We start from the raw sequence: 12,554 nt of genomic DNA, 5'->3' as shown, positions 1-12,554 counted from the left end.
TAAAATGAAAAATAAATTATTTAAATCAATTGCTGTTTTATCAACGAGTATGTTGTTATTTTCAGGATGTAATAGTAATAAAAAAGAAGAGAAAAAGTCAGGAGCAGGAGAAAAAGTAACATTAAATATATTTCAGTTTAAAGCTGAGATTGCTAAAGATCTTGAAGCTTTAGCGAATGAGTACCAGAAAGAAAATAAAAATGTAACTGTAAAAGTTCAAACAGTAGGTGGAGGTGCGGATTATGGAGCAGCTTTAAAAGCTCAATTTGCATCAGGGAACGAACCGGATATTTTCAATAATGGTGGTTACCAAGAAGCCATTACTTGGAAGGACAAACTCGAGGATTTATCTGATCAAGCTTGGGTGGCGGATTTATATCCAGAAACAGAAAAACCGATGACTGTTGACGGAAAATTATTAGGTATGCCGATGAATACTGAAGGATATGGCTTCATTTATAACAAAGATTTATTTGATAAAGCAGGAATTACCCAATTACCGAAAACGTTAACTGAATTAGAAGCGACAGCTAAAAAGCTAAAAGACGCTGGCATCACACCATTTTCAGTTGGTTATGGTGAGTGGTGGATTTTAGGAATACATTTATTAAATATTCCATTTGCACAACAGCCTGATCCAGATAAATTTATCGCTGACTTAAATGCAGGCACAGCAAGAATTCCTGATAATGATAAGTTTAAGGAGTTCATCAAATTATTTGATTTAACGATTAAATATGGCAATAAAAATCCATTAACAACAGATTATAATACACAAGTGACAAACTTTGCTTCTGGAAAAACGGCAATGATGCAACAAGGTAACTGGACACAAGGTATGATTGATGGCATTACTCCTAATATGAAACTTGGACTTTTACCAATGCCAATTAATGATGATCAAGAAGCAATGGACAAAATCCCAGTCGGCGTACCGAATAACTGGGTAGTTAATAAAAATTCAAAAAACAAAGAAGAAGCGAAAAAGTTTTTAAACTGGATGGTTACTTCTGATACAGGGAAAAAATATATCGTGGAAAAATTTAAATTCATCCCTGCAATTAAATCGATTCAAGGAAAAGGCTTAGGACCAATAGCTGATGATATTCAAAAGTACTCATCAGATGGAAAAGTACTTTCATGGAACTGGTTCAAGTATCCAGATGGAGCAACAAATGAATTTGGTGCTTCTATGCAAGCTTATGTTGGCGGACAAAAAAATGCTAAACAATTACTGCAATCGATTCAGGATAGTTGGAATAAGTTGAAGAAATAATAAATCTAAGACAAACCTTATTTCGGAATAATTTCCGAATAAGGTTTGTCTTTTTTTTGGTTGATTTTGGAATGGAAGAATTTGTGCGATGAATCTATATAGTTATTTTGATATAGTAATTATCGAGCTGCATAAATCAAATAAATGAAATCCTGAGTTTAACCTAGATAAATAGATTAATAGTAAGGGAGAGTAATATAACATGAAAAAATCAATTAAAAATGCAATTTTATCAACTGCGATCGTGTTTTCTTTAGGAACTGTAGTCGGGCCAGCGAATGCTGAATCTGTTACTTATAAAGTAAAAAAAGGGGACACGCTTTATAAAATTTCAAAATCATATAAAACAACCGTTGCAGAACTTAAAAAACAAAATAAATTAAAATCAAATTCAATTCGAATTGGTCAAAAATTATATATTCCAGTAAAAGCGAAAATTGCTCCAAAGAAGCCAGCTACTCAAACGGTTAGTCCAGTAAAGCTTCCAGCAAGCGAATCAGTTAAAAAGATGGCACTAGAAATCACTTCTTGGTATGAAACATCATCATCTGAAGCGGATGCTTTTGGTACAACGAGCGGTAATTTTGATGGACAAGGTTTATCATTTGGTGCACTTCAAGAAAATTTCGGAACAAACACTATACAACCAATTATGAAAAATATGTTTAACAATCATAATGACGTCGTTTTAAAAGCGTTTAATGGAGATACGGATTCTTATAATACGTTTAAAGATGTCATCATGAACAAAACGACAAAAGAACAAGTAGCTTGGGGAGATTCAATCACGGACCCTAAAGATAAATACCAAGTTGTAGAGCCGTGGAAAACATATTTTAAAAACCTTGGAACAAGTAAAGAATGTATCGATGAACAAATTAACGCTTCAAAATGGTATTTCGACCAAGCTGAAAAGTATTACCAAACATTCGGATTATGGACAAAAAGAGGATACGCACTAATGTTTGATATCTTTGTACAAAGTGGTGCGATATCAGATAAAACGAAAGACCTAATCCTTGATGACTTTAAAAAAATAGATACAAAAAATCTAACAAAAGAACAAATTGAAACGAAAAAAATGAACATCATCGTCAACCGCCGCGCTGCAGACGTTAACCAACAATGGAGAGATACATGGAAATCTAGAAAATCAGTCATTGCTAACGGAAGCGGAACTGTTGTTGGTTACGGAGACTTTTTCGATGTAACTCCTTATGGTGCTACGTTGACACATGTGAATAAATAAGTTTGACGAGGGGAGTCCGAGGTTTTGGACTTCTCTTTTTTTGTTGGTTGGTGCGGTAAGTAGCTGAAACGCGAACATTAAGTGAACAATATTGATAAACCTGTGAACTCCGTTGATATAATGCTAAAATTCGTTGATAAATCGCTAAAGCTCGTTGATATATTGCCCTAGCTCGTTGATATATTCCAGTTTACGTTGATAAATCGCTTAAACTTGTTTGTATTTTCAATTTCAATTGATAAATTACATATTTTTTAAATAAAATACGTGATTTGGATTTCTTCAGGGAATATTAAAAAGGAAATCTACACTAATTTCATAGGAGAGATCAGTTGTGCATTGGTATATAAAAGTGTTAAAGAACTACATAGGGTTTCATGGTCGCGCGAGCCGAACTGAATACTGGATGTTCATGTTGATTAATGCAATTATTACTTTTTTATTTACGTTAGTAGACGACTTTGCAAATACAAATGAAATGTTTGCAGGAATATACGGTTTGCTAACTTTAATCCCATTAATAGCAGTCGGAGTTCGCAGATTACACGATATTGGTAGAAGTGGTTGGTGGTATTTAATTAGTATAATTCCTTTTCTTGGATCACTAATTTTATTAATAATGGCCTGTTTTAAAAGTGAAGACCATGAAAATCGATTTGGACCAGTTCCAGGAAGAAGTTTTGAGTACAAAAAATAACAAAGCCTGTATCCGATAAAGGATACAGGTTCTTCCAATTATGTATTCGAACGTTGTTTCTTAATTTCTGTTCCAAGGATCATTGCAATCTTATACCCGATGTATGTTCCTAGAGTATTTAATATAACGTCATCTATATCTGACCATCTAAAGGACATTAGAAATTGGACAACTTCTATACTTACCGATAAAAATAAGCCAACTATTATCACTTTTTTTGAGTGCTTAATGGTCGTTAAAATAAACCCAAATGGCACAAAAAGCAGGATATTTCCAAAAACATTAACGATAAATTGTTTAAAACCAAAGGCATTAAACAGGTTGATTAATGGAATTAAATTTAATCCACCTTCAGAAACACCTATTCCTAAAGAAGCGACTGGAAAAAATGTAAACCTAAAAATAAACATAAGTGAAAATATTAACAGTAAAAATTTAATAAAAATTGACTTCAAAATAAATCTCTCCAAAAAAATGCTTAGTTACGAGGTAATTATACAGTAATATTTTTTGTAATTCCTCAACAAATTTAGCATTATTTGTATAAAGTGTTCCTAAAGCCATTTAATACAAGTTCCGAGTTAATCTCAAGCTACTACTTACCGCCTAATTATTAGGTGGTTTTTTTGTGTTAATTCAAAATAGATTGTCCAAGTATTAAAAATTAATAATGTTAATGGCATGCCAGGAATAGACTTAAATGTACCATATTTACTTCTTAGGAGGGATCTTTCTTGGAATGGTATTTAAAAGTATTAAAGAATTACACGGTATTCAATGGAAGAGCTAGAAGAACAGAGTATTGGATGTTCGTCCTGTTTAGTGCCATTATCTCTATTATACTTTCAATTTTACAAAGCATTGCCGGTATAGATAATGTTTTAACTGCAATTTATGGTCTTTTAACTCTGTTACCAAACTTAGCAGTAGGAGCACGTAGATTACATGATTCTGGTAAGAGCGGTTGGTGGCTGTTACTTTGTTTGATTCCGTTTATTGGTACGATAATTCTTATTGTTTTCTTCTGTTTGGATAGTGAAGAGGGAGAGAATCGATTTGGTGGGAATCCGAAAGAGTAAGGTCATTTTATGAATAGTCGGTACTAGGCCGATGACAAACCCCATCTCAAATTTATTTTGAAATGGGGTTTGTCTGTTTTTATTTGATTGCTGTTGTAGTTTTTCGTTTTTTATAAATAAAAAGGTTAAGAACCATCTCAATCACTATTAAAAGTGGAGAATGACGACAATAAAACAAATTAGAGTCGAATTCTTCGTTCGCAGCGTAAATGGTTGTATCTACAAATTGTGCAATTGGAGCATTAGGGCTATTAACAATCGCAACGGTTTGTGAAGGGTTATATTTTAAATGTTCTGCTAATTCTAGTGTGTTTAATGTATTTCCGCTCTCAGAGATTATAATAATTAGGTCATCTTTTTCAACAATTTGCGGGAGCATATCGATAATGAAGGAATCGTATGTACATATTGCATTTTTCTTTTCTGTAACAAGAATTTTAGAAAAATATTCACCAATCGTTTTGGTCATACCAAGACATGCTATATAGACTTTTGGGGCATAAAAGATTTGATTTGCTAATTTATTTATTTTCACTTCATCAATATTAGAAATGCCTTGTTGTATAGTTGTAGAAAAATTCGAAAGGAGCATATCGTGATTTATTTCTTTCGTTTTTGGTGGTTGTAATGAATATTTAAGTTCAGAAAAACCGCTTAATCCAATTTTATGACACATTCTGATAACTGTTGTTGTACTAACATTATTAATCTCTGCAAGATTTACCAAAGTGAGGTTTTTAATTTCATTAATATGATTGTCGATGTAGAAAAAAACTTGTTTTTCTGAAGCACTTAATTCGTCTAAATGGTGTGAAAAAAGCTTGTATAGGGATGGAGTTCGCATAATTATTTACTCCTTATACTTATAGTTTAGTAGATTTTACTGAAAACACTATTATATTTAGGTTAATTTTAAGTGTTTGCATTGTTAAATGCAATGAAACGTTTGTACAATTGTACGCTATTCGTACTTTTCATGACATCGATTTATGGTATAACAAAGTTGTGATAAATAACTTATAAGAAGTCGGTTTAAAAACTAAAATTTATTTGTAAGGAGTTGAGTGAAATGGATCTTACGAAGATGACCAGTGAAAATCTCGTTTTTTTAGACAAGGATTGGAAATCCAAGGAAGAAGTTCTAAATAACCTAGTTGAGGAGCTAGACAAACAAGGATATTTGGCTAATAAAGAAGAATTTAAATTAGCTGTTTTGAAACGAGAGCAAATCTCTGCGACTGGAATGGAAGCGGGGCTAGCGATTCCGCATGGTAAATCTAATGCAGTTAAAAAAGCAGGATTTGCATTTGCTAGGTTAAATAATCCGATTAAAGATTGGGAGAGCATTGATCCTGCGAATGAAGTGAAATATGTTTTTTTATTAGCAATTCCAGAATCAGAAGCGGGTTCTACGCATCTTGAATTGTTAGCGGAATTATGTAAACGCTTAATTGATCAAAATTATTATACAAAGCTTGTAGGAGCTAAAAGTGTTTTTGATTTCATACATTCGTTGGAAAATGAAGTGATTTTGGATAATGAGCAAGTTGAATACACCAAAAAAATTGTAGCAGTAACAGCTTGTGCAGCAGGAATTGCCCATACATATATGGCCGCAGAAGCTCTTGAGAAAGCAGGAAAAGAGCTTGGTGTTCAAGTTTTAGTAGAAAAACAAGGAGCTAATGGGATTGAAGATAGGATTACAAAAGAGCTACTAAACGGGGCACATGCTGTTATATTTGCTACCGATATTGCAGCTAAGGATAAAAGTCGCTTTAACGGACTACCTTACATTCAAAGAAGAGTAGCAGATCCTTTAAGAAACGGGAAAGAAATGATTGAAAAGGTTTTAAATGAACCAGATGGAATCGTTCAAGATAATGCAGGAGAAGAGAAAATTTCAGGAGTAAAGCAAACGATTTTCTCACAGATATATCAAGGTGTTTTAACAGGTATTTCATATATGATCCCAGTCATTGTTGCAGCGGGGTTAATGATTGGGATTGGGCAGTTAGGGGCAGGTGCATTTGGGTTAGGGAAAGTAATTGGTGATGTAAAATATGCAACCGACCCTAACGAAATCATTGTAATTCTTCATTATTTAGGCTTATTCGGGGCCATGATTATGAAATTTATGTATCCAGTTTTTGCAGCATTCTTGGCATATTCAATTGCAGATCGTCCTGGATTAGCACCAGGTTTTGTTGGTGGAGCATTTGCAGGGGGCTTACATTATATTCTTTGGGGTGTAGATGGAGGAATTCCGTCGGGATTCTTTGGAGCACTTATTCTTGGGATTACTGCGGGGTTCGTTGCAAAATTCTTAAATGAAAAAATTAAATTACATAAAAACTTACAAGCAATGAAACCGATGTTCTTCATTCCAGGTATTACAGTACTCGTCATTTTCTTTTTAAATTTCTTTGTTGTCGACCCAGTATTTGGACATTTGAATGCTTGGTTACAAGAATTAATAGTAAAAAATCAAGACTCTGGTGAAATACTTCTTTCTATTATTATCGCTTGTCTTACTGCATTTGATTTAGGTGGACCGGTAAACAAAGCTGCAGGTGCTATTGCAATTGGTTTAGCTGCAGACCATATTTTTCCATTAACACCTAGAGTATTAGCGATTGTAATTCCACCAATTGGAATTGGTTTAGCAACAATTTTGGACAAGTATATCGTAAAAAGACGCGTTTTTGATGAGAATTTACGGGTAACTGGTACTACTTCATTAATTCTTGGGTTTATTGCAATTGGTGAAGGTGCAATTCCTTTTATGCTACGAAACCCGATTATTACAATTTCTATTAATCTTATAGGTGCTTCACTAGGAGCAGTAACAGCGGTGACACTTGGGGCTGTTCAATGGTATCCACTTCCTGCAATTTGGGGATGGCCATTAGTAGAAAATTTCTGGGCCTATGCATTAGGCATTATAGTCGGCACATTATTTATTGCATTTGCAAATATTTTTGTCCGCTATTATTTAATTAAGAAAAATGAAAAGAAAGCAGAATTAAATTAAATAGTTTATAAGGGACTGATCAAACAAATGGAATTGAATGGTTATTTGCATTCATTTCTAAGTTTGAATTATGGTCCCTTTCTATTTAACTATTTACTAAAGGAAGAGGTATATAAATATGAAGAAAACAAAAAAAGTACATGTTGTAGCTCACTCTCACTGGGATCATGAATGGTATTTTACAATTGAGGACTCACATGTTTTATTAATCCAAAACTTAGATTATTTAATTGAAACTTTAGAAAACAATCCTAAATTTACGAGCTATTGTTTTGATGCACAGTTATCTGTCGTTGAGCGATATTTAGAAATTCGTCCGCAGAATAAAGAACGTTTAATGAAATTAGTTAAGGAGAGACGATTATTCATAGGACCCTGGTATACACAAACGGATGCTCTCTTAGGTAAAACAGAAGCGGTCATTCGGAACTTGCTTTATGGTTACAAAATGGGGGAAGAAATGGGGCATAGTATGTCTATTGGATATTCACCAGACATTTTTGGTCAGCATGCATATTTCCCTTCTTTTTATAAAGAATTCGGTATGAATTATAGTATCTTCCAACGTGGTGTATATAATGATCAAATCGAAAAAGATTTGAACTTTAAATGGGTTGCACCAAATGGGGCAAATATAAAAACAAATAATATTTTCTTTGGGTATGGTCCAGGAAAATTTTTAAGTAGTGACCCTGAGTATGTTCAGGATCGACTTACACCAATTCTTGATAGATTAAGTGAAATGAACTCAAATACCGATATATTACTTTTACCTTCTGGCGGAGATCAAGTTTTAGTCCGCCGTAAATTTCCTGAAATAGTGGAAGAATTAAATAATCTAGATACAGATTATGAATTCGTTCTTTCTGACTATGAGACTTTTATGGAAGAAACATGGAAGGATGAGAGTTTCCTGAATGTTATTGAAGGTGAATTACTAGCATGTCAAAAGTCAAGAATTCACAATACTTGTCGTTCAGAACGTTATGATATTAAACGCCTAAATTATTTAGTGGAAAATAAAATAGTGAATATATTAGAACCATTAGCAATCATTGCACAAAAAAGTGGTTTAGAGTATCCACAGGAATGGTTAGATATTATTTGGAAAAAAGTGTTTGATAGTCAAGCTCATAATGGAATCGGGGCATCAAATTCTGATGATGCAAACCATGATATCGTAATGAGATTAACGAGTGCAATGCGTATCACTGATGATTTAATTAACTTACTGAAAAAGCAAATTACGACTGCTGTAAGTAATGAAACTGGTGAAAACAACATCGTAACAGTTTTTAATACCAATCCGAAAACATATTCAGGAAATGCTAGAGTGGTAGTTTTTACAAATGAAGAGAAATTTTCATTATTAGATTGCGATGGAAATAATGTTGAGTTTAGTACCTTGGATCAAGAACTGATTATTGGCGGAAGAAAAGTAATTGTAACTGCTCAAGGAGAAAAAGAAGTAGAAATTCCAAATTATTATCGTTCTGTATTATTAATTAAAGCTGATCAAATTCCGGCAATGGGATATTCAACTTATATCATAAAAACAGGTAATGAAACGATGAATCTACTTGTAACAGAACAATCTAAACAAATTCAAAATGAATATTTACAGCTCTCAATAGAAAATGGATATTTAGAGTTGTTTAATAAAGAAGAACAAACTACTCTTGTAGATTTTATCAGTTTTGATAATGTGGCAGATGCTGGAGATTCATTTGACTTCTCACCTCTAGAAGGCGATGAACAAATTTATATAGATAAACCTGAATTGCTTAAAGTAGAAAAAAGTCCATTCATTCATAAGATGACAATCAAACATCAAATCATTCTTCCGCAAGATATTGAAGAACGAAAAGAACATAAGTATTCAACAAAGTTTGAAATCATAACTGAATTAGAACTACATACAGGGGAGTCATTCTTACGCGTGCGTCACACAATTGATAATAATGTAAAAGACCATCGAGTAAGGGTGCTTCTGAAATCAAATATTCAAAACCCAGAAAAATCATATGCGGATCAAGGATATAGCTTGATGGAACGATCTGTAACGAATCCATATTTGTCTACTTGGAGAGAAACGGGCTTTGTAGAAGCGCCAGTTCCAATCTATCCACTAGAAAATATTGTCGCAATCTCTGATGAAAATCATACATTTGCTACTTTAGTAGGTGGAATTAAAGAGTATGAAGTACTTCCTGAAACAGGTGAATTAAGCCTAACATTATTCCGCAGCAATGGATTCCTAGGCCAAGATAATTTATTATGGCGTCCTGGTAGAGCATCTGGAATTAACAATAAAATTGTATATACACCAGATGGTCAAGTGTTAAAGAAAATGGAGTTTGAATACGCAATCTATACAGCTCAAGCTTCGTTACAGGCTGAAAAACTATTTGACCTAGCTAATAAGTTTGAAGTCCATCAAGAAGCTTATCAATTACAACAACTAAACACTTTTGAGGAAAGGTTAGAACGTTTTGAAATTCCTTTCCCAGTAGAAAAATTACCTAGAGAACAATCAATATTCGAAATTGATAATCCAGCAGTTTTTATGAGTTGCTGTAAAAAAGCGTGGAGTGACGATTCTATTGTTATTCGTTTATTTAATCCTACCGAATCTGCACAACCTGTAACCATAAATTCAGAAAGCTTAAAGGATAAATTCTTAACTTCACTTGCAGAAGAAAGAGTTGAACGAATCACAGATTCTAAAATTGTAATTCAACCAAAAGATTATGTGACCATTTTGTTGAAATAGCAGGTGGCTAATGACTCAATTACTTAAAAATTGAAGAAAAGTAAGGACGGCTTTTAGGAGTGGAGAAGAGAATGGTGACACAGTATGATTTAAGACCCGAAGTTGTAATTAAAGATTTTAAAGCTTCATGGGAAGGTTATGAAGGGATAGTTTTGAAATTAAAAGAAACGATTCAAGAAAAGAAACATTCAAATTTTATCCTATCCATTGAAAGTTATCCAGGTGTGCGCAATGAAGAAATTGTTAGTGAGATTATTGAAAAGATGAAGCCACAAAAAATCATTTTTTCAGATGATATAGCTTTCGATAGTAAGACGATAACGAAGATGATTAAACGTAATTTAACAGACGACCGTGTTTTTGGATTAATGGCCCATCATGATTTAGAAGAGTTTTTTGATGAAGAAAAACTTAAGAAAGTTCAACAAGAAATAAAAAATGCAGAAGGTCTGATTGTGATATATGGAACAGGTTCAACAGTCATAACTCCAAAGCCGGATTTACTAATCTATGCCGATTTGGCCAGATGGGAAATTCAATTACGCTATCGTGCAGGTGCACCAAATTGGAAGGCAGATAACGAAATGGATGATGCGTTAAGAAAATTTAAACGAGGCTATTTCTTTGAATGGAGAGTTGCAGATCGTCAAAAGAAAAAAGTGTTCGCTCAAATTGATTTTCTTTTAGACACAAACTTAAAGAATCATCCAAAAATGGTAGCTGGAGAGGATTTCCGTCATGCACTAAAACAAGTGGCTAGTCAGCCGTTCCGTCTTGTCCCATACTTTGACGAAAGTGTATGGGGAGGACAATGGATGAAAGAACATTTTAATTTGGATCCGTCTAAAATAAACTACGGTTGGGCATTTGATGGTGTACCTGAGGAAAACAGCTTGCTTCTACGATTTGGAGAGGTACAAATAGAAGTACCTTCTATTAATTTAGTTCATCAATTTCCAAATGAACTATTAGGACCGAAAGTATACGCTAGATTCGGAACGGAATTTCCTATCCGCTTTGATTATTTAGATACGGTAGGTGGCGGTAACTTGAGCCTGCAAGTACATCCGTTAGTAGAATATGCTCAAGAAAAGTTTGGAATCCCATATACACAAAATGAAAGCTACTATATCCTAGATGCAAAGGAAGACTCAACGATTTATCTGGGTGTCAAAGATGATACAACAAAAGAAGACTTATTTGAAGACTTACGCAAAGCGGAAAAAGGGAACTATCGTTTTCCTGATGAAAAGCATATCAATGTATTTCCCGTCAAAAAACACGATCATTATTCAATTCCAGCCGGCACCGTTCATTGCGGGGGACCCAACACAGTGGTATTAGAAATCAGTGCGACTCCATATATTTTTACATTTAAGCTTTGGGATTGGGAACGAATTGGACTCGATGGAGTTCCGCGACCCGTTCATTTAAATCACGGTGAAGCCAACATCCGCATGGACTTTAATACAGCTTGGGTTAAAAATAACTTAATCAATCCATTTGAAACCTTGAAAGAAAACGAGCATGAAAAAGTAGAAAGAACAGGGCTACATGAACTAGAATTCATCGAAACGAGACGCTATTGGTTTAAAGAGAGTGTCGAGATTGAAACGTTTGATAGTGTCAATATGCTAAATTTAGTAGAAGGTGAAGAGGCAATCGTTGAAAGTATAGACGAATCTTTTGCTCCATTCACCGTTCATTACGGAGAAACATTCATTGTTCCGGAAAAAGTAAAAAAATATATTATTAGAAATAACAAGCAAAGTGGAAAAGATGTTGCTGTGTTACAAGCTTTTGTTAAAAATTTATAAATGAAAAAAAAGATTACTAAAGGGTGTTCTATCAAAGAACACCCTTTAATCTTGCTATTTAATTTTCTTCTACAAAATGTATATCAATCTTATCAGTTAAAGATAAGATATGTACTACCTCCCCATGCTTTATATAAACCTTTCGTAAGCCTAGAGCTTCTTCCTTCACTTCCTGCCAACCCCACATTTTTAAAATTAATTTATAGGATTTAGGTAAACCATTTTCTTCTGATGCCATTTTCCATTTGTATATTTCATATCGATTTTTATGGTCAACTTTAGATTGAATTGCAGTTAATGGAACAGGGAAACCCTTATGTAATTTGGAGGGCTTGTGCGCAACAAAAAATATAAAAACGATCAGAAAAAGGGCTGTAAATATAAGCTTCTTGTTTCTTTTTTTCATCGAATATTTCTCCATTCTTATTGCCAGATTTATTAATATTTTATCATTTTTAAAATGGTAATTATTTAAGGATGATAGGGAGAAATTGAAAGTTTTATGAATAATTCAAAACTAAGGGAAGCATGAAGACTGACATTTACCCTTTTGAAATAGATGGTTTTTTATGTTCATGAGTTTGTAAAATATTGTACTTATTTCTGTCAAAAGTAAAACGAAATTAGAATGG

10 protein-coding genes are annotated in these 12,554 nt (G+C 33.5%); 7 read left to right on the top strand and 3 right to left on the bottom strand.

Annotated features, from left to right (window positions below; translation table 11 throughout):
* Positions 1–4 precede the first annotated feature (4 nt).
* From CN601_RS03995 to CN601_RS03985, 3 genes are all read left to right on the top strand, one after another.
* Positions 5–1,276 (top strand): ABC transporter substrate-binding protein, encoded by a 1,272-nt coding sequence (locus tag CN601_RS03995; protein ID WP_098170153.1) that lies wholly within the window; start codon positions 5–7, stop codon positions 1,274–1,276.
* Positions 1,277–1,478: 202 nt separating this feature from the next.
* Positions 1,479–2,525: a LysM peptidoglycan-binding domain-containing protein gene (locus tag CN601_RS03990; protein ID WP_098170152.1), complete on the top strand. Its 1,047-nt coding sequence runs from the start codon at positions 1,479–1,481 to the stop codon at positions 2,523–2,525.
* 334 nt (positions 2,526–2,859) lie between these two features.
* Positions 2,860–3,222: a DUF805 domain-containing protein gene (locus tag CN601_RS03985; RefSeq protein ID WP_098170151.1), complete on the top strand. Its 363-nt coding sequence runs from the start codon at positions 2,860–2,862 to the stop codon at positions 3,220–3,222.
* 38 nt (positions 3,223–3,260) lie between these two features.
* Here CN601_RS03985 and CN601_RS03980 read toward each other — a convergent pair whose 3' ends face one another.
* Complete coding sequence (locus CN601_RS03980) at positions 3,261–3,677, bottom strand: VanZ family protein (RefSeq protein WP_098170150.1); 417 nt, start codon at positions 3,675–3,677, stop codon at positions 3,261–3,263.
* 279 nt (positions 3,678–3,956) lie between these two features.
* Between CN601_RS03980 and CN601_RS03975 the strand changes: the two genes are divergently transcribed.
* A complete protein-coding gene (locus CN601_RS03975; protein ID WP_098170149.1) occupies positions 3,957–4,301 on the top strand; it encodes a DUF805 domain-containing protein in 345 nt (114 codons plus the stop codon).
* Between the two features lie 79 nt (positions 4,302–4,380).
* Here the strand turns inward: CN601_RS03975 and CN601_RS03970 are convergent, their stop codons facing one another.
* Positions 4,381–5,145 carry a MurR/RpiR family transcriptional regulator gene (locus tag CN601_RS03970; protein WP_098170148.1) on the bottom strand — a complete coding sequence of 255 codons (765 nt, stop codon included), beginning with the start codon at positions 5,143–5,145 and terminating at the stop codon, positions 4,381–4,383.
* Between the two features lie 225 nt (positions 5,146–5,370).
* Here CN601_RS03970 and CN601_RS03965 point away from each other — a divergent pair, with 225 nt between their 5' ends.
* The 3 genes from CN601_RS03965 to CN601_RS03955 all read left to right on the top strand — a co-directional run bounded on the left by CN601_RS03965 (position 5,371) and on the right by CN601_RS03955 (position 11,922).
* Positions 5,371–7,332 carry a fructose-specific PTS transporter subunit EIIC gene (locus CN601_RS03965; protein WP_098170147.1) on the top strand — a complete coding sequence of 654 codons (1,962 nt, stop codon included), beginning with the start codon at positions 5,371–5,373 and terminating at the stop codon, positions 7,330–7,332.
* A gap of 118 nt (positions 7,333–7,450) precedes the next feature.
* The gene (locus CN601_RS03960) at positions 7,451–10,105 is read left to right on the top strand and encodes a glycoside hydrolase family 38 N-terminal domain-containing protein (protein WP_098170146.1); all 2,655 of its coding nucleotides are present in this window, start codon (positions 7,451–7,453) and stop codon (positions 10,103–10,105) included.
* A gap of 74 nt (positions 10,106–10,179) precedes the next feature.
* Positions 10,180–11,922, top strand: a complete 1,743-nt coding sequence (locus tag CN601_RS03955; protein ID WP_098170215.1) for a class I mannose-6-phosphate isomerase — start codon at positions 10,180–10,182, stop codon at positions 11,920–11,922.
* Positions 11,923–11,980: 58 nt separating this feature from the next.
* Here CN601_RS03955 and CN601_RS03950 read toward each other — a convergent pair whose 3' ends face one another.
* Entirely contained in the window at positions 11,981–12,328 is a 348-nt protein-coding gene (locus tag CN601_RS03950; RefSeq protein WP_098170145.1) for a hypothetical protein, read from the bottom strand.
* Positions 12,329–12,554 lie beyond the last annotated feature (226 nt).

Source organism: Bacillus sp. AFS017336 (assembly GCF_002555445.1).
In the GTDB taxonomy this organism is placed as follows: domain Bacteria; phylum Bacillota; class Bacilli; order Bacillales; family Bacillaceae_G; genus Gottfriedia.
This window is presented reverse-complemented; position numbering and strand designations above follow the sequence as displayed.

Bases quoted from the DNA above. Each gene is read 5' to 3' on its own strand.
- CN601_RS03995 (WP_098170153.1), top strand. From the start codon at position 5: ATGAAAAATAAATTATTTAAATCAATTGCTGTTTTATCAACGAGTATG.
- CN601_RS03990 (WP_098170152.1), top strand. From the start codon at position 1,479: ATGAAAAAATCAATTAAAAATGCAATTTTATCAACTGCGATCGTGTTT.
- CN601_RS03970 (WP_098170148.1), bottom strand. From the start codon at position 5,145: ATGCGAACTCCATCCCTATACAAGCTTTTTTCACACCATTTAGACGAA.
- CN601_RS03965 (WP_098170147.1), top strand. From the start codon at position 5,371: ATGGATCTTACGAAGATGACCAGTGAAAATCTCGTTTTTTTAGACAAG.
- CN601_RS03960 (WP_098170146.1), top strand. From the start codon at position 7,451: ATGAAGAAAACAAAAAAAGTACATGTTGTAGCTCACTCTCACTGGGAT.
- CN601_RS03950 (WP_098170145.1), bottom strand. From the start codon at position 12,328: ATGAAAAAAAGAAACAAGAAGCTTATATTTACAGCCCTTTTTCTGATC.